General features: G+C 70.3%; 28 protein-coding genes. 19 read left to right on the top strand and 9 right to left on the bottom strand.

The features are described 5' to 3' along the window. Positions 1 to 3 precede the first annotated feature (3 nt). The 4 genes from B7K23_RS12310 to leuA all read left to right on the top strand — a co-directional run bounded on the left by B7K23_RS12310 (position 4) and on the right by leuA (position 4884). The gene (locus tag B7K23_RS12310) at positions 4 to 1320 is read left to right on the top strand and encodes a hemolysin family protein (protein WP_084126863.1); all 1317 of its coding nucleotides are present in this window, start codon (positions 4 to 6) and stop codon (positions 1318 to 1320) included. Continuing rightward, a complete protein-coding gene (gene era / locus B7K23_RS12305; protein WP_084126862.1) occupies positions 1313 to 2242 on the top strand; it encodes a GTPase Era in 930 nt (309 codons plus the stop codon). The genes B7K23_RS12310 and era overlap by 8 nt, the downstream gene beginning before the upstream one ends. Before the next feature lie 161 nt (positions 2243 to 2403). Further along, on the top strand, positions 2404 to 2895 hold the full coding sequence (locus tag B7K23_RS12300; RefSeq protein ID WP_084126861.1) for a hypothetical protein: 492 nt from the start codon (positions 2404 to 2406) through the stop codon (positions 2893 to 2895). A 222-nt stretch (positions 2896 to 3117) separates the two neighbouring features. Further along, the gene (gene leuA / locus B7K23_RS12295) at positions 3118 to 4884 is read left to right on the top strand and encodes a 2-isopropylmalate synthase (RefSeq protein ID WP_084126860.1); all 1767 of its coding nucleotides are present in this window, start codon (positions 3118 to 3120) and stop codon (positions 4882 to 4884) included. 240 nt (positions 4885 to 5124) lie between these two features. Here the strand turns inward: leuA and B7K23_RS12290 are convergent, their stop codons facing one another. Both B7K23_RS12290 and B7K23_RS12285 read right to left on the bottom strand, forming a co-directional pair. After that, on the bottom strand, positions 5125 to 5892 hold the full coding sequence (locus B7K23_RS12290; RefSeq protein WP_084126859.1) for a DUF4386 domain-containing protein: 768 nt from the start codon (positions 5890 to 5892) through the stop codon (positions 5125 to 5127). A gap of 91 nt (positions 5893 to 5983) precedes the next feature. Then, positions 5984 to 7093 (bottom strand): NAD(P)-dependent alcohol dehydrogenase, encoded by a 1110-nt coding sequence (locus B7K23_RS12285; RefSeq protein WP_234996521.1) that lies wholly within the window; start codon positions 7091 to 7093, stop codon positions 5984 to 5986. A gap of 186 nt (positions 7094 to 7279) precedes the next feature. Between B7K23_RS12285 and B7K23_RS15765 the strand changes: the two genes are divergently transcribed. From B7K23_RS15765 to B7K23_RS12260, 6 genes are all read left to right on the top strand, one after another. After that, on the top strand, positions 7280 to 7444 hold the full coding sequence (locus B7K23_RS15765; RefSeq protein ID WP_159451406.1) for a hypothetical protein: 165 nt from the start codon (positions 7280 to 7282) through the stop codon (positions 7442 to 7444). A 112-nt stretch (positions 7445 to 7556) separates the two neighbouring features. Beyond that, positions 7557 to 8204 carry a TetR/AcrR family transcriptional regulator gene (locus tag B7K23_RS12280; RefSeq protein ID WP_084126858.1) on the top strand — a complete coding sequence of 216 codons (648 nt, stop codon included), beginning with the start codon at positions 7557 to 7559 and terminating at the stop codon, positions 8202 to 8204. Between the two features lie 47 nt (positions 8205 to 8251). Next, positions 8252 to 8983, top strand: a complete 732-nt coding sequence (gene recO, locus B7K23_RS12275; RefSeq protein WP_084126857.1) for a DNA repair protein RecO — start codon at positions 8252 to 8254, stop codon at positions 8981 to 8983. 131 nt (positions 8984 to 9114) lie between these two features. Continuing rightward, positions 9115 to 9774 carry a haloacid dehalogenase-like hydrolase gene (locus tag B7K23_RS12270; protein WP_084126856.1) on the top strand — a complete coding sequence of 220 codons (660 nt, stop codon included), beginning with the start codon at positions 9115 to 9117 and terminating at the stop codon, positions 9772 to 9774. Positions 9775 to 9826: 52 nt separating this feature from the next. After that, positions 9827 to 10678, top strand: coding sequence for a MurR/RpiR family transcriptional regulator (locus B7K23_RS12265; RefSeq protein ID WP_084126855.1), 852 nt, complete (start codon positions 9827 to 9829; stop codon positions 10676 to 10678). A gap of 69 nt (positions 10679 to 10747) precedes the next feature. After that, positions 10748 to 11494: an isoprenyl transferase gene (locus B7K23_RS12260; RefSeq protein ID WP_084126854.1), complete on the top strand. Its 747-nt coding sequence runs from the start codon at positions 10748 to 10750 to the stop codon at positions 11492 to 11494. Here the strand turns inward: B7K23_RS12260 and B7K23_RS12255 are convergent. The 6 genes from B7K23_RS12255 to B7K23_RS12230 all read right to left on the bottom strand — a co-directional run bounded on the left by B7K23_RS12255 (position 11491) and on the right by B7K23_RS12230 (position 16154). Continuing rightward, positions 11491 to 12003: a DedA family protein gene (locus B7K23_RS12255; RefSeq protein ID WP_084126853.1), complete on the bottom strand. Its 513-nt coding sequence runs from the start codon at positions 12001 to 12003 to the stop codon at positions 11491 to 11493. The genes B7K23_RS12260 and B7K23_RS12255 overlap by 4 nt on opposite strands. Then, positions 12003 to 12410, bottom strand: coding sequence for a Fur family transcriptional regulator (locus tag B7K23_RS12250; RefSeq protein ID WP_084126852.1), 408 nt, complete (start codon positions 12408 to 12410; stop codon positions 12003 to 12005). The genes B7K23_RS12255 and B7K23_RS12250 overlap by 1 nt, the downstream gene beginning before the upstream one ends. Continuing rightward, on the bottom strand, positions 12407 to 13252 hold the full coding sequence (locus B7K23_RS12245; protein WP_084126851.1) for a metal ABC transporter permease: 846 nt from the start codon (positions 13250 to 13252) through the stop codon (positions 12407 to 12409). The genes B7K23_RS12250 and B7K23_RS12245 overlap by 4 nt, the downstream gene beginning before the upstream one ends. Continuing rightward, positions 13249 to 14073 (bottom strand): metal ABC transporter ATP-binding protein, encoded by an 825-nt coding sequence (locus B7K23_RS12240; protein WP_084126850.1) that lies wholly within the window; start codon positions 14071 to 14073, stop codon positions 13249 to 13251. The genes B7K23_RS12245 and B7K23_RS12240 overlap by 4 nt, the downstream gene beginning before the upstream one ends. Next, on the bottom strand, positions 14060 to 15010 hold the full coding sequence (locus tag B7K23_RS12235) for a metal ABC transporter substrate-binding protein (RefSeq protein ID WP_084126849.1): 951 nt from the start codon (positions 15008 to 15010) through the stop codon (positions 14060 to 14062). The genes B7K23_RS12240 and B7K23_RS12235 overlap by 14 nt, the downstream gene beginning before the upstream one ends. Before the next feature lie 79 nt (positions 15011 to 15089). Next, on the bottom strand, positions 15090 to 16154 hold the full coding sequence (locus tag B7K23_RS12230; protein WP_084126848.1) for a GTP-binding protein: 1065 nt from the start codon (positions 16152 to 16154) through the stop codon (positions 15090 to 15092). Between the two features lie 54 nt (positions 16155 to 16208). Between B7K23_RS12230 and rpmB the strand changes: the two genes are divergently transcribed. The 9 genes from rpmB (at position 16209) to B7K23_RS12185 (ending at position 20786) form a co-directional block, all read left to right on the top strand. Then, positions 16209 to 16448 (top strand): 50S ribosomal protein L28, encoded by a 240-nt coding sequence (rpmB, locus tag B7K23_RS12225; RefSeq protein ID WP_084126847.1) that lies wholly within the window; start codon positions 16209 to 16211, stop codon positions 16446 to 16448. Further along, positions 16448 to 16615 (top strand): 50S ribosomal protein L33, encoded by a 168-nt coding sequence (gene rpmG, locus B7K23_RS12220; protein ID WP_084126846.1) that lies wholly within the window; start codon positions 16448 to 16450, stop codon positions 16613 to 16615. The genes rpmB and rpmG overlap by 1 nt, the downstream gene beginning before the upstream one ends. Then, positions 16615 to 16920: a 30S ribosomal protein S14 gene (gene rpsN, locus B7K23_RS12215; RefSeq protein ID WP_084126845.1), complete on the top strand. Its 306-nt coding sequence runs from the start codon at positions 16615 to 16617 to the stop codon at positions 16918 to 16920. The genes rpmG and rpsN overlap by 1 nt, the downstream gene beginning before the upstream one ends. A gap of 2 nt (positions 16921 to 16922) precedes the next feature. Continuing rightward, entirely contained in the window at positions 16923 to 17174 is a 252-nt protein-coding gene (locus tag B7K23_RS12210; protein ID WP_084126844.1) for a type B 50S ribosomal protein L31, read from the top strand. Further along, positions 17171 to 17293, top strand: coding sequence for a 50S ribosomal protein L36 (gene rpmJ, locus B7K23_RS12205; protein ID WP_084126843.1), 123 nt, complete (start codon positions 17171 to 17173; stop codon positions 17291 to 17293). The genes B7K23_RS12210 and rpmJ overlap by 4 nt, the downstream gene beginning before the upstream one ends. 1 nt (position 17294) lies before the next feature. Next, positions 17295 to 17468, top strand: a complete 174-nt coding sequence (gene rpmF, locus B7K23_RS12200) for a 50S ribosomal protein L32 (protein WP_084126842.1) — start codon at positions 17295 to 17297, stop codon at positions 17466 to 17468. A gap of 233 nt (positions 17469 to 17701) precedes the next feature. Continuing rightward, the gene (locus tag B7K23_RS12195; RefSeq protein ID WP_084126841.1) at positions 17702 to 17980 is read left to right on the top strand and encodes an HU family DNA-binding protein; all 279 of its coding nucleotides are present in this window, start codon (positions 17702 to 17704) and stop codon (positions 17978 to 17980) included. A gap of 140 nt (positions 17981 to 18120) precedes the next feature. Next, positions 18121 to 19506 (top strand): glycine--tRNA ligase, encoded by a 1386-nt coding sequence (locus B7K23_RS12190; RefSeq protein ID WP_084126840.1) that lies wholly within the window; start codon positions 18121 to 18123, stop codon positions 19504 to 19506. A 47-nt stretch (positions 19507 to 19553) separates the two neighbouring features. Continuing rightward, entirely contained in the window at positions 19554 to 20786 is a 1233-nt protein-coding gene (locus tag B7K23_RS12185) for a YibE/F family protein (RefSeq protein ID WP_159451405.1), read from the top strand. Here the strand turns inward: B7K23_RS12185 and B7K23_RS12180 are convergent. After that, positions 20767 to 22101 carry a lipopolysaccharide biosynthesis protein gene (locus B7K23_RS12180; protein WP_159451404.1) on the bottom strand — a complete coding sequence of 445 codons (1335 nt, stop codon included), beginning with the start codon at positions 22099 to 22101 and terminating at the stop codon, positions 20767 to 20769. The genes B7K23_RS12185 and B7K23_RS12180 overlap by 20 nt on opposite strands. Between the last annotated feature and the right edge of the window lie 120 nt (positions 22102 to 22221).

Here is a 22221-nt window from a genome sequence, read left to right as displayed (position 1 = left end):
TAGATGGAGGCCTTCCCCTGGGCGACCCTCATCGGGCTGGTGGTGGTCGCCGCGCTCGGCGCCGCCGTCATGCACGCGGTCGTCGCGGCGATCGAGCAGGTGCCGTACGCGCGCGAGCGCGAGATCGAGGCATCGCGGCGTCCCGACGGGCGCCCCACCTCGGCCGCGAAGCTGGCCGCCCTGCCCGACCACGCCGATGCCGCATCGTCCGTGGTCTACTCCCTGCTCGAGGCCTTCGCGCTCGTGAGCTGGGCCTTCATCGCATGGGAGATCGCGGACGGCCTCGACTGGAGCTGGGGCCTGGTCGTCACGGCGGCGGCCGGCGTCGGCGCGGCTCTGTCCCTGCTCGTGGTGCGCGCGATCCCGCGCGGCCTCGCGAAGGCCTACCCCGAGGGCGTGCTGCGCGCGCTCGCGCCCGTGGCCTGGTTCCTCATCTGGCTGACGACGCCGATCCGCGCGATCATCCCCGCGCTCAGCTATCCGGAGCTCACCGAGGCCGAGGACCTGGTCGAGCAGGCCGAGGACGCGCTCGAGGCCGACGAGGCCGAGCTGCTGCGCTCGGTCGTGAACCTCGGCGACACCCTCGTGCGCGAGGTGATGGTGCCCCGCACCGACATGATCACCATCCAGGCGGGCACCCCCGTGCGCAAGGCGATGCTGCTGTTCCTGCGCTCGGGCTACTCGCGCGTGCCCGTGGTCGGCGACGGCACCGACGACATGCGCGGCGTCATCTACCTCAAGGACTGCGTGCGCGACACGTGGGACGACTCGGAGCGCCTCGCCGAGCCCGTCGACCACCTCATGCGCGAGCCCGAGTTCGTCCCGGAGTCGCTGCCCGCGGACGATCTGCTGCGACGCATGCAGGACGAGGTCTTCCACATGGGCATCGTGGTCGACGAGTTCGGCGGCGTCGCGGGGCTCGTCACGATCGAGGATGCGCTCGAGGAGATCGTCGGCGAGGTGGTCGACGAGCACGACCGCACGGCCCCCGAGGTCGAGAAGCTGTCCACGGGCGTCTACCGGGTGCCCGCGCGCATGGACCTCGACGAGCTCGCCGAGCTGTTCGACGTCGAGATCGACGATGATGATGTGGAGACCGTCGCGGGGCTCCTCACCAAGGCGCTCGGCAAGGTCCCGATCCCGGGCGCGCACGCCAAGGCGCACGGACTCGAGCTGCTCGCGGACCGCGCGGAGGGCCGACGCCGTCGGCTCACGTCCGTCGTGGTGCGCCGCGACGAGCAGGAGGCGGAAGCCGACACCGGCGAACGTCGCACGGTGAGGGCCGGCAGGTCCCGCAGGAAGGAGCACGACGATGACTGACAGTTCTGAGGCCACGGAGGGCTCGACCGAGCACCGCTCCGGCTTCGCGTGCTTCGTCGGCCGGCCCAACGCCGGCAAGTCGACGCTCATGAACGCGCTCGTGGGGGAGAAGGTCGCGATCATGTCGTCGCGCCCGCAGACCACGCGGCGCGCGATCCGCGGCATCGTCAACCGCGACGACGCCCAGCTGGTCGTCGTGGACACCCCGGGACTGCATCGTCCCCGCACCCTGCTCGGCGAGCGCCTCAACGACCTCGTGCGCGAGACCTTCGCCGAGGTCGACGTGATCGGCTTCTGCCTGCCGGCCGACGAGAAGATCGGCCCGGGCGACAAGTGGATCGCGCGCGAGCTCTCCGAGGCGCGGGCGCCCGTCATCGCGATCGTGACCAAGGTCGACAAGGTGCCGCGCGATCGCGTCGCCGAGCACCTGCTCGAGGTGACGCAGCTGGGGGAGTGGGCCGACATCGTCCCCGTCTCCTCCGTCAAGGACATCCAGGTCGACGTGCTCACCGACGTCCTCGTCGGCCACCTCCCTGAGGGGCCGCCGCTGTACCCGTCTGGCGAGGTCACCGATGAGCCCGAGGACGTGATGATCGCCGAGCTCATCCGTGAGGCCGCGCTCGAGGGCGTGCGGGACGAACTCCCGCACTCGCTCGCCGTGGTCGTCGAGGAGATGGTCGAGCCCGGCGAGGAGACCTCGTCTCGTGACATCCTCGAGATCCGCGCGCACGTGTTCGTCGAGCGCGACTCCCAGAAGGGCATCGTCATCGGAAAGGCGGGCTCCCGTCTGAAGGAGGTCGGCGCGACCGCCCGCGAGGGCATCCAGCGGCTGCTCGGTCGCAAGGTCTACCTGGACCTTCGCGTGAAGGTCGCCAAGGAGTGGCAGCGCGACCCGAAGCAGCTCGGGCGACTCGGGTTCTGAGCGCCCGCGTCCGCGTCCGCGGTCGCCGTCGTCTGCCGACTGCGGGTTCCGGCCGCCGTGCGCTGAGAGTTCGCTGAGGGGCCTGGTCAGCGCACGCCGCGCCCACGTATCGTGGTCGCCTGCGGTCGCGCCGGGCGGTCGTCGCGAAGGGAGCCTCTGCCGTGGATGACTCTCAGGGCGCGCTTGTCGACCGGGTGGGTCGCGAGGCGCAGCTCTTCAAGGACGTGGGCGTCGCCGTCGGTGCGGCGGGCCAGCGCTGGCTCGAGACCAGCACGAGGCTGTGCGCGGACCTCGAGACCTTCGGCGACGCGGCTCTGCTCGACCCAGACGTCCAGGATGCCGATCACTCGGGGCACGTGCGCGCGGCGGCCGAGCTGTTCGAGCGCGTCGCGGCCCTCTCGCCGCGCGTGCCGCAGATGCTCGCGGGGCTGTCCGCGCAGGCCGACTCTTTCCGCGACCTCCTCACCGAGTGCGTCACCGCGGTGAAGGACGGCGAGGTCGACGTCACGCTCGTCGAGCGCGCTGAGCGGATGCGGATGTCGTTCGAGACGAGCTACGTATCCATGGCGGACCTGCTCGACGAGGTGGCCGCCGTCGACCAGGCGCTGCGGTTCCAGCTGGTGCGGCTCGGGCTGCGGGACTCCGAGGACTAGCGCCTGGCCGGACGCCCGGATGCGAGCCGGCGGCGCGACCCTCGCGACCCGCGTCCCATGATCGCCATGGGTGGCGCGCGGCATCGAGTGCGCTATGGTGGCCGTATGCGTGCACGCTCGCTGCTTCTTAGCTGCCGCGACGAGGCCTAGAACAGGCTGGCTCCTCGTCGCGGCGGTTCGTGTGCCGGCCCACCGACGAGTTGAGACCCTGAGAGAAGCGACATGACGAGCGAGCAGACCAGCACCGAGCCCACGCATTACACCGGCGGCGACCAGAAGAAGTCGCCCATGCCGATCCACAAGTACGTGCCGTTCCAGGACCAGATCCGCGTGGAGATGGCGGACCGGACGTGGCCGTCGAAGGTCATCACCGAGGCGCCCCGGTGGTGCGCGGTCGACCTGCGCGACGGCAACCAGGCCCTGATCGAGCCGATGAACTCCGAGCGCAAGATGCGCATGTTCGACCTCCTGGTCCGCATGGGCTACAAGGAGATCGAGGTCGGATTCCCGAGCGCGAGCCAGACGGACTTCGACTTCGTCCGCAAGCTGATCGAGGACGATCACATCCCGGACGACGTGACGATCCAGGTGCTGACCCAGGCGCGTGAGCACCTGATCGAGCGCACCTACGAGTCCATCAAGGGCGCCAAGCAGGCGATCGTCCACCTCTACAACTCGACGTCGATCCTGCAGCGCGAGGTCGTCTTCCGCGCGGATGAGGACGAGATCGTCGACATCGCGACCCACGGTGCGATGCTGTGCCAGAAGTTCGAGGAGACGATCCCCGAGACCCGCGTCTTCTACGAGTACAGCCCCGAGTCCTACACGGGCACGGAGCTCGAGTACGCGGTGCGCGTGTGCAACGCCGTGCTGGACGTGTGGCAGCCGACGCCGGACCGCAAGGTGATCATCAACCTGCCCGCGACCGTCGAGATGGCGACGCCGAACGTGTACGCCGACTCGATCGAGTGGATGAACCGCCACCTGGACTTCCGCGACTCGGTGGTGCTGAGCCTGCACCCGCACAACGACCGCGGCACCGCGATCGCCGCGGCCGAGCTGGGCTACATGGCCGGCGCGGACCGCATCGAGGGCTGCCTGTTCGGCAACGGCGAGCGCACCGGCAACGTGGACCTGGTGACGCTCGGCATGAACCTGTTCAGCCAGGGCATCGACCCGCAGATCGACTTCTCGGACATCGACGAGGTGCGCCGCACGGTCGAGTACTGCAACCAGATCGACGTCCACCCGCGTCACCCGTGGGGCGGCGACCTGGTCTTCACGGCCTTCTCCGGCTCCCACCAGGACGCCATCAAGAAGGGCCTCGAGGCCATGGAGGACAAGGCCATGCGCATGGGCGGGTCGGTCGACGACCTCGTCTGGGCCGTGCCCTACCTGCCGATCGACCCCAAGGACGTCGGCCGCTCCTACGAGGCCGTGATCCGCGTCAACTCGCAGTCCGGCAAGGGCGGCGTGGCGTATCTTCTCAAGTCGGAGCGCCAGCTCGACCTCCCGCGTCGGCTTCAGATCGAGTTCTCGCGCGTCGTCCAGCGCCACGCCGACGAGCTCGGCGTCGAGATGACCGCCGAGTCGCTGTGGAAGATCTTCGAGGACGAGTACCTGCCGTCGCCCGACCCCGAAAAGCAGTGGGGTCGCTTCGCGCTCCAGGGCACGCGGTCCACGTCCTCCGAGACCGGCCCCGACACGCTGTCGGCCGACATCGTCGACGACGGCGCGGCCGTCACGGTCGAGGGCGACGGCAACGGCCCGGTGGAGGCGTTCGTCGCCGCGCTCGGTACCCGCGGCGCGAAGGTCGAGGTCCTCGACTACGCCGAGCACGCGATGACCTCGGGCGGCGACTCGCGCGCCGCTGCGTACGTCGAGTGCGAGATCGGCGACGAGATCTTCTGGGGCGTCGGTATCGACCCGTCGATCACGACGGCCACCCTCAAGGCCATCATCTCTGCCGTCAACCGCCAGGCGCGGTAGCCCGAAGCTCTGCGGCGGGCCGCCAAGCGCGGTCGTGTCGCAGCGTCCCGGCCGAGCCACGCCATCCCGTAGACCACGGGGGACGCGGGGTCGGGACCGGACGCGCCGGAGGAGAGCCATCGACCATGGTGAACCCCGGCGCGTCCTCATACGCAGAACGCCCCGCCCACCCCGTGAGGGGCAGGCGGGGCGTCGTCGTCGCGGTCAGGCTGCCGGAGCAGCGCTGGCGGCTGCCACGGCTCAGGCCGCGACGAGCTCCGGCTTCTGGCCGGGGAGGGAGGCCACCACCCGCGGCGCGCGGGCGAGAAGCCAGATCATGAACCACACCTCGGAGACGAGCGACAGCGTCGCGACGATCGCGAGGAACGCACCTCCGAAGTCGGCGTAGTTGGCGAGCAGCAGGTGGGCGAACGTGTCCGCGATGTAGGCGACGCCCGCGAGCGACAGGGCGATCCCGAGCGCTCGGCCGAGGCCCGACGCGAACAGGATGCGACCGACGACGATGAGGTGCAGGCCGAACGCGATCAGGGCGAGCAGCCACGTGACGTCGAAGGCCTCCATCGCGAGCCCTGTCCATGCCTCGCGCTGACCGACGTCGAGCCCGGTGAGGACGTCGCCGCCGACGGACAGCTGGAGCGCAAGGACCATGAAGGTGATCGCGGGCACGAACGCCACGGTGTAGGCGAGGCGCAGCCACGCGGCGAGCAGCGAGCGGCGCTCGCCGGTGTGGCGCAGCAGCACGTGCAGCGCCCAGGCGATGCCGATGTCGATCATCGCGATCACGGTGAAGCCCGCGATCCCGAAGCGGAACGTGGTCTCGTTGTCGGCGATGTTGCTCATGGTCGCCGCCGGGTCGTCGAGGACGACGAGCTGGTTGCGGACCAGGAAGTTCGCGCCCATGGCGAGCAGCACGATGGCGATGTAGCCGAGGCCGGCGAGGCGCGCGGCGTTGGCGGGGGACAGGGCGGTTGAGGATGTGGACGATGCGGCGGGTCGGATGGCGTTCATGGTGAGGACTCCTCTGGTGTCGAGACGATGCTGGTGTGGGCTGGGATGCAGGTGTGCGGCGCGGTGAGGCGCAGTGCGGGGGGTGCGGCGCTCAGTCGGCGTCGCGGACGGTGACGACGGTCTTGCTGGCGATGCGTCCCGCGGCGAGGTCCGTGACCGCGTCGGCCGTACGGTCGAGCGGGTACGTGCTCGTGACCGCGGCGCGGACGGCGCCGGACTCGACCAGGACCGCGAGGCGGTTGAGGAGCACGGCGTTGGTTGCCGAGAGCATCCCGGTCAGGCGCTGCTTCGTGAAGAGCGAGACCAGCGGGGCCACGAGCGAGCGGCCTGATCCGCCGATGAGCGAGTCTCCGCCCTCGCCACCCACGAGCACCAGGGTGCCGGTGGGGGAGAGGATGCGACGCAGGCGGCCCAGCGAGGTGAGGCTGCCGGCGTCGATGATGACGTCGAACTGCTCGTCGAGCTCGGTGACCTTGGTGGTCCGGTAGTCGATGACGCGCTCCGCCCCGAGCTCGCGCACCAGGTCGGCCTTCGCCGCGCTCGCGACGCCGGTGACGTGGGCGCCCGCGGCGACGGCGATCTGGACGGCGAACGAGCCGACGCCTCCCGAGGCGCCCAGGATGAGGACGCGCTGGCCAGCCTCGACCTTCGCGGTGTCCTCCACTGCCTCGAGCGCCGCGACGGCGGACACCGGCATCGCGCCCGCGTCGGTCATCGAGGTGCCCGCGGGCTTCGCGGCGAGGCGCTCTTCCTTAGCGATCGCGAACTGCGCGTACGAGCCGTCCGCCGTGCCGAAGACCTCGTCGCCCACCGCGAAGCGGGTGACGCCCGCGCCGACGGCGGTGACAACGCCCGCGAGGTCGGAGCCCATCACGGGCTGCTTGGGGCGGCGGAGGCCGAAGCCGATCGCGCGGATGACGAGCGGGCGGCCGGTGGCGAGGTGCCACACGCCGCGGTCGACGCCCGCGGCGTGGACCTCGACGAGGACCTCTCCCTCGCGGGGCTGCGGCACGGCGACGGCGTCGACGTGGATCTGCTCGGGGCTGCCGTAGTGGCGCTGGACTGCTGCCTGCATGGTGGTCGTCTCCGTGGTCGTGTGCGTGTGCGTGTGCGTGTCCGTGGACGATGCGGCGGTCGCGGAGGCGGCTGCGGCGATCGAGGCGGCCGAGGTGGCGGCGGTGGCGGTGGTGCTGGCGTTCATGGTTTCCCTCCCCAGGGTTGTCGTGCGTCGTACTTAGTACGCCGCTGATGACAACGCTAGGCGTACTTAGTACGAGCGTCAAGCCAGAATTCAAAAGAGGTATGTTTACCAGGTGATTTGACGGCGTACTAAGTACGATCTACAGTGGTATGCGTACTAAGTACGACTACACCGAGGAGAAGCATCATGTCCCGCATCGAGTCCCCGATCGCCGCAGGCGAGACCGCAGTCAAGAAGGAGTACCCCTGGTACGCGATCCCCGCGATCCTGTCCATGCTCATGCTGAGCTCAGGTGGGATGGTCGCGCTGCTCGGCTACGGCATCGCGATGATGTCGTCCGCGACGTACTGATGTCGCATGTGGCGGTCGCCCGACACGCGCGTGTCGGGCGTGCCGGTCGCCTCGCCACATCTGTGACACTTGATCAGCCCGTATCCCGTACGGCTCACGAAGGGAGCCCCTCATGGCCGCCGCCCGCATCGCACTGACGAAGGAGCGCATCGTCGATGCCGCCATGCGTATCGCGGACGACGGTGGCGTCGAGGCGCTCACGATCCGTGCCCTCGCGAACGAGCTGGGGACGAAGCCGATGACGCTGTACACGCACGTCGACGGCAAGGACGCGGTGCTCGACCTCATGGTGGAGCGGGTGTTCTCCGAGATCGACGATCCGCCGGCCGACCTGGACTGGCGCGACGCGATTCGTGTCCGCTGCCGCTCGGCTCGCGAGGTGCTCGTGCGTCATCCCTGGTCCGTGCCGCTGCTCGAGTCGAGGAGGTCGCCGGGGCCCGAGCTGCTCCGGCATCATGAGGCGATGCTCGCGACCCTCGAGCGCGGCGGCCTGGCGCTGCCGCTCATGGCGCACGGCTACGCGATCCTCGACAGCTTCGTCTACGGCTTCGCGATCGAGGAGGCCAACCTGCCCGACATGGGAGGGGATGGGCTTTCCGACGTCGCCGCGGAGATCGCGCAGGCCTTCATGACGGGGGAGTACCCCCAGATGGCGCGGCTCGCGATGGAGCACGTCGCTCAGCCTGGCTACTCGTTCGGCGCGTCGTTCGACGTGGGCCTCGACATGATCCTCGACGGGCTCGAGGCCTTCGCGCGCTAGGTGCGAGCCTCCGCCGAACCTGCTCCCGCGCGGGGGACAATGGTGCGGTGCCCCTCTATCGTGACGACGCCATCGTCCTGCGCACCCACAAGCTGGGTGAGGCGGACCGCATCGTCACGATGCTCAGCCGGCACCACGGCAAGATCCGTGCAGTCGCGAAGGGCGTGCGCCGGACGTCGTCCCGGCTCGGCGCTCGCGTGGAGCCGTTCATGCTCGTCGACGTGCAGCTGTACGAGGGCCGCAACCTCGACGTGGTGAGCCAGGTCGAGACCAAGGAGCCCTACGCGCGCCGCATCGCCGAGGACTACGCGCTCTACACCGCGGCGACCGCGATGGTCGAGACCGCCGACAAGCTGGTCGACCACGAGAAGGAGCCCGCGTACCCGCAGTACCGGCTCCTGCATGGCGCACTCGGCGCGCTCAGCCGCCGCGAGCACGACGCCGGGCTCGTGCTGGACTCGTTCCTGCTGCGCTCGCTCGCGATCGCGGGCTACGCCCCGAGCTTCGACGACTGCGCGTCGTGCGGGGCTCCCGGGCCTCACAGAGCCTTCGCGATCGCCGAGGGCGGCGCGGTGTGCGAGGAGTGCCGCCCCTCGGGCGCCGCTGCTCCCTCGCCCGAGACGTTCACCCTGCTCTCCGCGCTGCTCGAGGGGGAGTGGGGCCCCGCGGATGCCTCGGAGGATAGGGCGCGGCGCGACGCCGCGGGCCTCATCGCGGCGTACGCGCAGTACCACCTCGAGCGCAAGGTGCGCTCGCTGGGCCTGGTCGACCGCGCCTGACACGGGTCCACGGGACACAGTCCCGCGCCGTCACCGGAAGTTCTCCCGATCGCCACGTCATTGTGGCCCCACGGGCCATCCCGATTCTCTAGGCTGGACCCCGCGTCCACGCGCGCGGCAGAAAGGACCCCATGCGCCCCACGGTGATCTTCGACTTCGACGGCACTCTCGCGCTCGGCAACGGGCCGATCGAGGCGTACGCGAGGGGGGTCGCCGAGGCGGCGGGCCTTCCGGACCTCGCCGCGCAGGCGCTCGAGGCGCTGGCCGCCTTCGAGGCGGGCGAGGGGCCCGCGATCGACGGCTACGACGCCGTGAGGATCGTCGCGCTCGAGGCGGGGGTCGGGGACGATGCGCTCTCCACCGGGTACGTCAGCTCGCGCGCGGCGCTCGCAACGGAGGAGGCGCCCATCCACGCGCCGGAGGGTCTCGAGGGGTTCCTCGCCCGGCTCGCCGAGCACGCCGAGCTCATGCTCGTCACCAACTCGCCGGACGTGCGGATCACCGAGGCGCTTGCCGTTCTCGGCGCGAGCGTCATCACGCGCCGAGTGTGCTCGGCCCGCAAGCCCGCGGGGCTCGCGATGGTGATCGACCAGGTCCTGCCGACGGGTCCCGTGCTCAGCGTCGGCGACATCTACGTCAACGATCTCGAGCCCGCGGTGAACCGGGGAGCCGCGAGCGCCCTGATCGGTGCCACGTGGGAGACGCACCGCGCGGACGTGACCATGGCGGCGGAGACGCTGCCCGAGCTGTACGACGACATCCTCGCGTGGGCGCGAGCCGCGTCACGCTGACGCGTCCCTCACGCCGAGGCGGATCGCACGTGACCTGGGGAGGGGAGCACGCATGACCTGGACCGGAGCCCCGGAGGCGCCGCCGAGCGCGCGCATCGCCGCGCTCCTGCCCTCGCTCCAGCCGAGCGAGCGCAGGGTCGCGGAGACCATCGCGGAGGACGCCGCCGCCTCGGTCGACATGACCGCACAGCAGCTCGCGACGGCCGCGGGCGTGGGGCGGGCCTCCGTCGTGCGGGCCGCGCAGTCGCTTGGCTACGAGGGGTATCCCCAGCTGCGCGTGGCGCTCGCGCGCGAGGAGGTGGCCGACCCCGCCCTCGGCGCCGAGGGCAGCCTCGGCGTGGTGCTGGGTGCGCTCGACCGCTTCAGCAAGACGCTGCCGGCAGCGGCCTCCGGGCTCACGGCGGGCGCCGTCGAGGAGTTCCTCGAGGCGCTGGATGGCGCGGGCAGGGTCGTGGTCGCGGCGAGCGGACTGTCCGCTCCGCTCGCGTACGACGTCACGCTGCGGCTCGTGAGCGCGGGACGCCCCGTCGAGTACGTGCCCGACTCGCTCGCGCAGCGCATCACCGCGTCGCAGCTGGTCGAGGGCGACGTCCTGCTCGCGATCTCTGGATCGGGCACGAGCACCACGACGGTCGGCGCCGCGATCACGGCCCGCGCCGCGGGCGCGACGGTGCTGGGCCTGACGGCCTTCGCCCGTTCACCCCTGGCTCAGCATGCGAACACGATCCTTGTGGTGCCTTCCCCAGCCCCGTCCTTCACCGGTGAGCTGCTGCTCACCTCGCGCGCGGGCATGGCGCTCGTGATCGAGGGCCTGGTCGAGGCGTTCGTCGCCCGCCGCGGGCGCTCCGCGACCGACGCTCGCGCCGCCGCCCTCACCGCCATCTCGGACGCCCTGATCGAATAGCCGGCACCCGCATCGTCCCTGCCCGAGCATCGTCCTGGCCCCAGTAGGCTGACACGGGTGAGCCCGACGATGCCCTTCCCCCATGCAGGCGGTGCGACGCCCCCGGAGCTTCCCAAGGATGCGGTGCCCAAGCATGTGGCCGTCGTGATGGACGGCAACGGTCGCTGGGCCAAGGAGCGCGGGCTTCCCCGCACCGAGGGGCACACCAGGGGAGAGGCCTCCCTGCTGGACGTGGTCGCGGGCGGCATCGAGGTCGGCGTCGAGCACATCAGCGCGTACGCGTTCAGCACCGAGAACTGGAAGCGCAGCCCCGAGGAGGTGCGCTTCCTCATGGGCTTCAACCGCGACGTGATCCGGCGACGCCGCGACGAGATGCACGAGTGGGGCGTGCGTGTGCGCTGGGCCGGCCGGCGTCCGCGCCTGTGGAAGTCGGTCATCACCGAGCTTGAGAAGGCCGAGGAGCTCACCCAGGACAACAAGGTCCTCACGCTCACGATGTGCGTCAACTACGGCGGTCGCGCGGAGATCGCCGATGCGGCCAAGGAGATCGCGCGCAAGGTCGCTGCCGGCGAGATCAACCCCGAGAAGATCACCGAGGCGACTCTCGCCGCCCACCTCGACGAGCCCGACATGCCCGATGTCGACCTCTTCTGGCGCTCCTCCGGAGAGCAGCGGTCGAGCAACTTCCTGCCGTGGCAGGCGGCCTACGCGGAGTACGTGTTCTCCGACGTGCTGTGGCCCGACGTGGACCGCACGCACCTGTGGGCGGCTATCGAGGAGTATGCGCGTCGGAACCGGCGCTTCGGCGCTGCCTAGCCCTGTGCGCTAGCCTTGCGCGCGCTCGCGCGGCGCAGCGTGGTCAGTCCCCACGCCGCCGCGACGACGCCGGCCACCACGCCGAGGCCGAGCCACGGCGAGCGCGCGAAGGCGCTCATGAGGCTCAGCCCGAGGAACGAGTAGACGACGGCCCACGCGACGCAGCCGGGGATCATCGCAGCCGTGTACAGGTCCCATCGCATGCGCGTGTAGCCGGCGGCGGCGTTGACCATCGTCTGGAAGCCGATCGTGAGGAACGACAGCGGGACCCCGACGAAGCCCCATCGATCCAGGAACGCCTGCGCGCGCTCCCATGAGGGGCCCGACAGATGCTTCGCGAACCGGGCGCGTCGACCATGCACCTCGTCATGGGCTGCGGCCTCCGCGCCGCGGCGCACCCAGCGTCCCGCCCAGTACGTCGCCTGCGCGCGCAGCAGGACTACGCAGAACAGGAAGGCGAAGAGCCCGAGCCAGGGGCCGTCGGAGATGAACGACGGCACACCTGCCATCAGCCGCCCGCCTTCGCGCAGTCCGCGCAGGTGCCGATGAGCTCGACGGTGTGATCGACGTTCGTGTAGCCGTGCTTGGCGGCGATGCGCGTCGCGACGGACTCGAGGTCCGGGATGTCGATGTCGACCGCCGCGCCGCAGTTGCGGCAGCGGAGGTGATGGTGGTGGACCTCGGGCTGCTCGCAACGGCGGTACAGCGTCTCGCCGGACGCGGTCACGACGGTGTCGACGTCGCCCGACTCGGAGAAGTGCTGGAGGCTGCGGTACACCGTGGCGAGCCCGATCGACGCGCCCTGGTGGCGCAGGTGGTCGTGCCAGTCCTGGGCGGATCGGAAGCCGCCGCCGTCGAGCGCGTCGAGGATCGCCTGGCGCTGCCGGGTCATGCGGGGGCGTGCTGCCTCGGTCATGCGGGAGCCTTCCTCACGTGCGTCAGGGTGGTGATCAGACCCACGGCAGCGTAGACCACGACGCCGAGGACCACGATGAGCGCGCCAGGGCTCAGGTCCTGGAACAGCGTGATCCACACCCCGGTGAGCGTCAGCACCGCGCCGATCGCCATCGCGAGCCGCATGGTCCGAGAGAAGGACCTGGTGATGAGCTGGGCGATCGCGACGGGGAGGATCATCAACGCGCTGACGAGCAGCACGCCGACGACGCGCATCGACACCGTGATGGTGATCGCGGCGAGCACCGCGACGACCATGTTGAGGGCGTTGACCGGCAGCCCGGTCGACTCGGCGAACTCCTGGTCGTGGGTCACGGAGAACAGCGCGCTGCGCAGCCCGATGCCGATGATCAGGATGACCGAGCCCATGCCGACCGTCCACCACACGTCGTTCCACGTCACGGTGGAGATCGAGCCGAAGAGGTAGCCGAGGAGGTTCGCGTTCGAGCCGCCCGCGAGCGAGATGAGCAGCACGCCGCTCGCGATTCCGCCGTAGAAGAGGACCGCCATGACGATGTCGGCGGCCGCGCCACGGGAGCGCAGGCGCTCGATCGTGACGGCGCCGGCCACCGCGAAGACCACCGCGCCGGGGATCGCCCAGGCGTCCTGCTCGGCGAGGTTCGCCGCAGAGCCCGCGAGCCAGCCCGCCGCGACTCCCGCGAGAGCGACGTGGCCGATGCCGTCGCCGAGCAGCGCCATGCGCCGCTGCACCAGATACGTGCCGACGACGGGCGCCGTGATGCCGACGAGGAGCCCGACCAGCAGGATGCGCTGGACCAGGGGGTCCGTGAGGAGCTCGATCATGCGCCGGGCACCTCCATCGAGATCGTCGGGTCGTCGCGACGCTGGTCGTCGTGCGGGTGGTCGTGGTCGTGGCCGGGAAGGGCGTGCACTCCCATGTCCTTGGGCGGCGGGCCGTCGTAGGTCACGCATCCGTGGTCGAGCACGACCGCGCGGTCGATGTGCCGCGCGACGGCTCCGAGCTCGTGGAGGACGACGACGATCGCGACGCCGTGGTCCTTGAGGTGCCCGAGCGTGTGCGCGAACTGCACCTGGGAGCTGAGGTCCACGCCGGCCATCGGCTCGTCGAGGATCATGAGGTCGGGCTTGCGGACGAGCGCGCGGGCGATGAGCACGCGCTGCTGCTGACCGCCGGACAGGCGGGAGACGTCGCGACCCGCGAGGTCCTCGATGCCGACCTCGCGCAGCGCCTCCTTGGCGAGGGCCTTCGCGTTGCGCGGAGGGATCAGACCGCCTAGTCGACCGTGGCGCGACGCGGTGCCCGCGCCGAGCAGGCCCGAGACGACGACCTCGCTCGCGGTGGCTGACACGCCTCCTCCGGCCGAGATGCGCTGGGGCACGTAGCCGAGGCGCGCGCGGCTCTTGGCGTCCGCGGGCTGGCCGAAGATCGAGATCGTGCCCGCCGACGCGGGGATCGCGCCGACGACGGTGCGCACGAGGGTCGACTTCCCGGAGCCGTTGCCGCCGAGGAGGGCGACGACCTCGCCGGGATGTGCCTTCAGGGAGACCCCGTGGAGGATCTCGTTGCCCTGGAGAGACACGTGAACCCCCGCCGCATCGAGTGCGGCGGGGGCGTCGGTGCTGGTGAGATCAGGAGCAGCCAAGTGCGGACCGCAACGTCTCGAGGTTGGTGTTCATGACTTCAATGTAGTCCTCGCCGTCGGCGACGGTCTCGATCGGGCTGAGCACCGTGGTCTCCACGCCGGCGTCCTCCGCGAGGGACTTCGCGACGTTGGCGGAGACGGCGTCCTCGGTGAACACGGTCGTGGTGCCCGTCTCCTCGACGATCGTACGCAGCTCGCGCAGGCGCGCGGGGGAGGGCTCGGTGTCGGGATCGATGCCCGCGATGGACTCCTGCGTCAGGCCGTACGCCGCCGCGAGGTAGCCGAACGCGGAGTGGCTCGTGACGATCGTCGTGCGCTCGCACGAGGCGAGGCCCTCGGTGTAGTCGGCGTCGATCTGCTCGAGCTCGGTGTTCAGCGCCTCGGCGTTGGCCGTGTAGGTGTCGGCGTTGTCGGGGTCGATCTCCCCGAAGGCATCCGCGACCGCGTCCGCGTACTCGGCGAGCAGGGTCGGGTCGAGCCAGAAGTGCGGGTCCACGTCGCCGTGGTCGTGCTCCTCTTCCTCCTCGTCCTCGTGCTCCTCATCCTCGTGCTCGTCCTCGTCGTCCCCGTCCATGAGGGTGACGTAGTCGGTGACGTCGAGGCCGGTCACGCCGGTCGACTCGATCGCGTCGTCGACGGCGGCCTGGAAGTCGGTGAGGTAGAGCACCAGGTCGGCCTTGCTCAGGGAGCGGACCGTCGCGGGGGAGAGCTCGAGATCGTGGGGCTCGACGCCCGGCTGCGCGAGCGGGAGGACGTCGATGAGGTCGCCGCCGACCTGCTCCGCCACGAACTGAAGCGGGTAGAACGACGCCGCGATGAGTGGCAGGTCCGAGTCGGACGAGGCGCTGGCCGAGTCGTCGGTCGAGGTCGAGCAGGCGCTGAGCAGCAGCACCGACGAGGCGGCGGCCGCGAGGGCCGCGGAGGAGCGAATCTTCATGACACCCAATGTATGTATGGTGATTATCATTGTCAAACTCGCTAGCAAGCGCGCAGGTGGTTCACGTTCTGCGACGCGATCAGGCCTCCGGGAACCAGTCCTCCATGGTGTCCGCGTCGGCGTCGATCGCCTCTCCGGGGCGCAGCAGCGAGTCCGCGAACGCCTGGGCGATCTGGGCGCGATCCGCACCCATGCCGGTGATCCGCAGGTGCGTCCGGCGGCGGCGCGCGGACGGCCACGGGCCGTGCTCGCCCACGCGCACCTGACCGCCCGCGGCCTCCCAGACACACAGGCCCTCGGGGCGCGAGGCGACCCAGAAGTGCCCGCGCGCCTGCACGTTGTGATCGGCGAAGCGGTGGATGCTCTCGCGCAGCCGTGCCGGGTGGAAGGCCTGGGGGCTGTCGAGCACGAGCGTCCACACGCCGTTCTCGTCCTTGGTGACTCGCGACGTGCGGTGGGCCGGGGCGATCCTCGCCAGCGCATCGGCCGGCCGCCCCCTGCGGGACAGCAGGCGCTCGGCGTCGACCTCGCCCAGCACCCCGTCCATCACGGCTGCCCCCTCGCCACGCAGGTGCGTCGCGAGCGCGCGTGCCTCGGGGGTCACCTCGGACTCGCTCAGGAGCAGCACGACGTCCGCGACGGACACGACCGGACCGACGGCCTCGGCGAGCACGCGATCGTCGTCGTTCGACAGCCCGAGTCCCAGGTCGTCGAGCCACTCGTCGCAGAAGGCGTCGTCCACGAGCGTGACGGCATCGAGCGCGGCGATGACGCTGCCGAACCGGGCGCCCGCGAGCACTCCCGCGCGGCCCATCTCGTGCTCGAGGGAGCGCAGCAGGGGAGCGGGGTCGGCCGTGACGGGGAGTGCGACCACGGCGTGAGCCCAGCAGCCCTCGTCGCGCATCCGCACGAGCGTGGGGATGACGTCCTCGCGCACCGCGCACGACAGGCACGAGTGCTCGAGGGGCGCGGACTCGTTCTCGACGACGCCGCATGCGCCCGAGGCGACGTGGCGGACGCCGTCCTCGTCGACGTCGTGCGAGACGACGACCGTGTCGGGGGAGTCGGTGGCCAGCTGGAAGGCGAGCGCCGCCCGAACCACGGGGTCCAGGGTGGCGAGGATCGAGATCGTGAAGGTGCTCATGGCGTGAGACTGTAGCACTTGACGCGAATGAGAATCATTACTAAGTTGTCCGGCATGTCAGCACAGCGATGCCAGGTGACTGGGGCAGTCCCCAGCTTCGGCAACACCATCTCCCACTCCCACCGGCGCACGAGCCGCCGGTGGAAGGTCAACATCCAGCGCAAGCGGTTCTGGGTCGAGAGCCTCGGACGGCACGTGACCCTCAACGTCAGCACGAAGGGCCTGAAGGTCATCGACCGCGACGGCATCGATGCGGTGGCCGCCCGCCTCCTCGCGAGCGGGGAGAAGATCTGATGGCCGGCCGCAAGGACGTGCGCGACAAGATCGTGCTCGAGTCCACCGCCGGCACCGGCGTGCGCTACGTCACCACCAAGAGCCGCCGCAACACCCCCGACCGCCTCGTGATCCGCAAGTACGACAAGATCGCGCGGCGCCACGTCGACTTCAAGGAGACCCGCTGATGGCGAAGAAGAGCAAGATCGCGCGCCAGCACCAGCGCGAGGCCACCGTGGCCCGCTATGCCGAGCGCCGCCAGGAGCTCAAGAAGGCCTCGGTCAACCCGCACCTGACCGCGCAGGGGAGGGCGGACGCCATGGCCGCCCTCCACGCGCTCCCTCGCGATGCGAGCCCCGTGCGTCTGCGCAACCGCGACTCGGCCGACGGCCGACCCCGAGGCCACGTCGGCAAGTTCGGGCTCTCACGAGTGTCGTTCAGGCAGGCGGCGCTGCGCGGCGACCTCCCCGGCGTGACGAAGTCGAGCTGGTAGCCATGAAGAAGGGAATCCACCCGCGCTACGAGCCCGTCGTCTTCCGCGACCGCTCCGCCGACTTCGCGTTCCTTACCCGCTCCACCGCGACCTCGTCCCAGACGATCGTGTGGGAGGACGGCCGCGAGTACCCCGTGATCGACGTCGAGATCTCCTCCGCGAGCCACCCGTTCTTCACCGGCAAGGCGAAGGTCGTGGACACCGCCGGGCGCATCGACCGCTTCAACCGCCGCTACGCGAAGGAGGGCCGATGAAGGTCCGCGCCTCGATCCGCTCTCTCGCGAAGAAGGAGGGCGCGATGGTCGTGCGCCGCCGCGGGAAGCTCTACGTCATCAACAAGCGAAACCCTCGATTCAAGGGAAGGCAGGGCTGACATGGCAGTTCCCAAGCGCAAGATGTCGCGCTCGAACACCCGCAAGCGCCGTGCGCAGTGGAAGGCCGAGCAGCCGGCCCTGGTCCCCGTCACCGTCGACGGCATCACCCATCGGGTGCCGCGACCCCTGGTTCGCGCGGTCCAGAAGGGCCTCGTGGATCCTGATCACCGGTAGGTCTTGACAACGCACCGGTGATCGGCGCCTCGGTCCAGAGGGCTTATGGGGATGGGCCGCACGGACAACGAGACGCCTCAAGCGGCCCTTCCGTCGAGAGACGGGAGGGCCGCTTCACACGCCTCGATGCTCGGCCGTCCGCGAGGAATCGCGCGGCGCGAGCATCGCCACCAACCCCGTCGCGCGTCCAGCAAGGGCGCAGGCGGCGCCAGCTATAAGGAGAAAGAGCGCTCATGAACAAGAACGAACTGATCGAACGGATCGGCGAGCGTGCCGAGCTGTCGAAGGACGCCGTGGCCGCGGTGCTCGCCGGCTTCGAGGCGGAGGCCGCCGAGGCCCTCGGTCGCGGCGACGACGTGCGCCTGCCCGGCTTCCTTACGATCGAGACGGCTCAGCGCTCGGCTCGCACCGGTCGCAACCCTCAGACGGGCGCGGCGATCGAGATCCCCGCGCAGACCGTCGCGAAGGTCAGCGCAGGAAGCAAGCTCAAGGCGGCGGCGCGGGGCGCGTAGTCGCGGCTCGGCAGTCGCTCGGCCCGGCTTCCCTCGGGGAGCCGGGCCGTCGCCGTGTTCGAGGGCATCCGCGGCACGAGGTGGGCCCGGTCGCTTATAGACTGACGCGAGCATCGAACCCACCCCCGAGGAGCACCACCGTGGCCGCACCCAGCCGTCTCGACAACGTCATCTCGCTCGCGAAGCGTCGCGGCTTCGTCTTCCCCTGCAGCGAGATCTACGGCGGAACCCGGTCGGCGTGGGACTACGGACCCCTGGGCGTCGAGCTCAAGGAGAACATCAAGCGCCAGTGGTGGCGCTCGATGGTCACGAGCCGCGACGACATCGTCGGCCTCGACTCGTCCGTCATCCTCGCGCCGCAGGTGTGGGAGGCCTCGGGCCACATCAAGGCCTTCGTCGACCCGCTCGTCGAGTGCCTGTCCTGCCACAAGCGCTACCGCGAGGACCACCTGCTCGAGGAGTTCGAGGAGAAGAAGGGTCGCGCCCCCGAGGGCGGCCTCGCCGAGATCGCGTGCGCGAACTGCGGCACGCGCGGCCAGTTCACCGAGCCCAAGATGTTCAACGGCCTGCTGCGCACCTACCTCGGCGCCGCCTCGGACGACTCGGGTCTTCACTACCTGCGCCCCGAGACCGCGCAGGGCATCTTCGTGAACTTCGAGAACGTCATGCGTGCCTCGCGCCAGAAGCCCCCGTTCGGCATCGCCCAGGTCGGCAAGTCGTTCCGCAACGAGATCACGCCCGGAAACTTCATCTTCCGCACGCGCGAGTTCGAGCAGATGGAGATGGAGTTCTTCGTCGTCCCCGGCACCGACGAGGAGTGGCACCAGAACTGGATCGACACGCGTCACGCCTGGTACACGGACCTCGGCATCTCTGCGGACAACCTGCGCCTGTTCGAGCACCCGCAGGAGAAGCTGTCGCACTACTCTAAGCGCACCGTGGACATCGAGTACCGCTTCGGCTTCCAGGGCTCGGAGTGGGGCGAGCTCGAGGGCATCGCGAACCGCACCGACTTCGACCTGTCGACGCACTCCGAGCACTCCGGCAAGGACCTCAGCTATCTCGACCCGGCCACGAACGAGCGCTTCGTGCCCTACGTCATCGAGCCCGCGGCCGGACTGAGCCGGTCCCTCATGGCGTTCCTCGTCGAGGCCTACGAGGAGGAGCAGGTGCCCACCGCCAAGGGCGGCACCGAGACCCGCACCGTGCTGCGCCTCGACAAGCGCCTCGCGCCGGTCAAGGCCGCGGTGCTGCCGCTGTCCAAGTCGGAGGAGCTCGTGCCGACCGCGAAGGCGCTCGCCGACGAGCTGCGCCAGCACTGGAACATCGAGCTCGACGTCACGCAGTCGATCGGCAAGCGCTACCGCCGCCAGGACGAGGTCGGCACGCCGTTCTGCCTCACGGTCGACTTCGACACCAAGGACGACCAGGCCGTGACGATCCGCGACCGCGACACCATGCAGCAGGAGCGCGTCGCGCTCAGCAAGGTGTCCGAGTACCTCGCGCCGAAGCTCCTCGGCGCCTGATCCGGGGAGCTCCTGACTCGATGGGTGCGGGCCACTCGCACGCAGAGATGAGCGACGAGCGGCCGCGCGCGAGCGAGCGCACGTCGATCGTGCTCGGCTCCGCCGTCGCGGCGGTGGTGTTCCTCACGCTCGTCGGCGCGATGGTCGTATGGCCCAGCTCATGGGACATGCTCGGCTCGATGCAGACCGTCGAGGACGGCGCGCAATGGGTCACGGGTGAGGTCACGTCGGAGAACGCGGACGACGGCACGTGGGGCGTCATCATCGATGGCGAGGAGTCCGAGGGCGAGCAGACGCTGCTCGAGACGGGCGACCCGACGCTCGAGATCGAGACCGGTGACATCATCCGGGCGCTTCAGCTCGAGGACGGGACGCTGGTCTTCTCCGACTTCGAGCGCAACACCCCCATCCTGCTGCTGTTCCTGCTGTACGTCGTCGTGGTGCTCGCGGTCGCGCGATGGCGGGGCCTCGGCTCGCTGCTCGGCCTCGCGCTCGCGTTCGGCATCATCATCTTCTTCACCGCGCCCGCGCTGCTCGACGGCGGCAACCCGCTCATCGTCGGGCTCGTGACGGGCTCGGGGGCGCTGTTCGTGCTGCTCTATCTCGCGCACGGGGTCAACGCGCGCACGACGACCGCCTACCTCGGCACGCTCGCGGGGCTGTCGGTCACGGCGCTGCTCGCGTGGTGGGCCGTCGACGCCTCGCAGCTCACGGGCATCTGGAGCGAGGAGGGGGTGCACCTCGAGTTCTGGTACCGGGGCGTCTCGCTTCCGGGGCTCGTGCTGTGCGGCATCATCCTCGCGGGGCTCGGCGTGCTCAACGACGTGACGATCACACAGGCCTCGGCCGTGTGGGAGCTGCGCGCGGCGCGCCCCGACATGGGAAGGCGCGAGCTGTTCAGCCGCGGCATGCGCATCGGTCGCGACCACATCGCCTCGACGGTCTACACGATCGCGTTCGCGTACGTGGGCGCCGCGCTGCCGACCATCCTCTTCGTGTCGATGTACCAGCAGAGCATCGGGCTGACGTTGACGAGTGCCGACATCGCCGAGGAGGTCGTGCGCACGCTCGTCGGCTCGATCGGCCTCGTCCTCGCGGTGCCGCTCACGACGCTGATCGGCGCGGCGGTGGTCGGTCAGGACGCGGTGGTCATGGACGATGCCGCAGCCGGGGGCGACGGCGAGGTCGCGGGCGATGCCGGGGTCAGGGACGATGCGGCGGTCGCCGACGTCGCGGACGATGCGTCGGGGGAGACCTCGGTCAACGGCCCAGACGCCTGAGCACCACCCGGGCCGACTGCATCCCGAGGTCCCAGGTGCGGCGCACGTCGGCCCACGTGATGGCGACGAAGCGCCACGGCGACACCTCGAGCACCCTGCTCGCCTTGGCGATCATGAACGAGCTCATGACGATGTTCCCGATCACGCTGGTCCACGCCGCGCCCCACACCCCGTAGAGCGGGACCAGCAGCACGAAGGCGAGCAGGTAGACGATCAGCGTGAGCAGCAGGCCCGCGCTGCGCAGCTCCGGACGGCCGAACGAGCTCAGCCCTCCCGCGGCCATGAGCCCGGGCACGCACAGGCACGCGGAGGCGAGCAGCAGGATCGTCGGGCCGAGCGCACCGGAGAAGTCGGCGCCGAAGAGCGGCACGAGCCACCACGGCAGCGTCAGTGCGATCGCCGTGGATCCCGCGATCGCGAGCAGGGCGGTGAGGCGCGCGGTATCTGTGACCCGCGCGGCATTCCGGTCGCGCGAGCCCACCCCGAACAGCGCGCCCTGCACGGCGAGCGCGACGATGAGCGGGAGGTCCGAGATCGTGGTGGCGACTGTGTAGAGGCCGAGGTCGTAGGCGGTCGACAGCGGCACCATGATCAGCGGCGCGAGCCGGGAGAGCGTCATCGACGCGACGGAGCCCCACCACACTCGGAGGCCGTAGGCGAAGACCGGTCGTGCCGATGTCGACTCGAGCCCGGGCTTGTCCATGTCGGCAGGTGGGCGCCGGGTCACGACGACGTAGACGACGCCGGCGGCCACGGGCAGCGCCACGTTGACGATCACCGCGGTGAACACGGTCAGCGTGCCGGTCCAGAACAGGGCGCCGAAGAGCACGACGCGCCCGAGCGTGAGGATCACCCGTTCGATCGCGATGTACTTCCAGAGCTGTCGGCCCACGGCGGCGCCGCGCAGCACGCCGACCACGAGCGCGGGGATCGTCGAGGCGCTCGCGATGAGGATGAGCCGTGACAGCTCCGAGTCGTCGGCCGAGAGCACGGGCAGGAGCAGCGCCGTCGCCCCGACGGAGAGCACGCCGAGCAGGATCGTGGCCAGCGACGCCCACGCGGTGACGCGCCGCGTCACGCTCGGCCAGCGCGCCAGGTGGTAGGTCAGGGCGTCGGGGAGGCCGAGCGTCGCGAGGTTGAGCATGAGCGCGGAGGGGGCGAGCGCCGCGGCCAGGATGCCGCGGCCCTCGGCGCCCAGCCCCTGGGCCAGGATCGGAGCGGTGATGACGCCCGCGGCGGGCACCAGGAAACTGGTCGCGGTCATGAGGACCGCGGCCCGTCGGAAGCCGGGCTCGCGCGTGTCGACAGGCGTCACGCGATCCACAGTAGGGCGCTTTGGGCTGCTTGTGGCAGTTATGCACATTTCGTAGCCAACTGCCGGGTGTCGCGGATACGATGAAATCGGTCACAGGGGGCGAATCCACCAGGCGGAGGC

The organism is Demequina sp. NBRC 110054, from assembly GCF_002090115.1.
Taxonomy (GTDB): Bacteria; Actinomycetota; Actinomycetes; order Actinomycetales; family Demequinaceae; genus Demequina.
The sequence above is the reverse complement of the archived record's forward strand: the minus strand, read 5'-3'. Positions and strand labels throughout refer to the sequence as shown.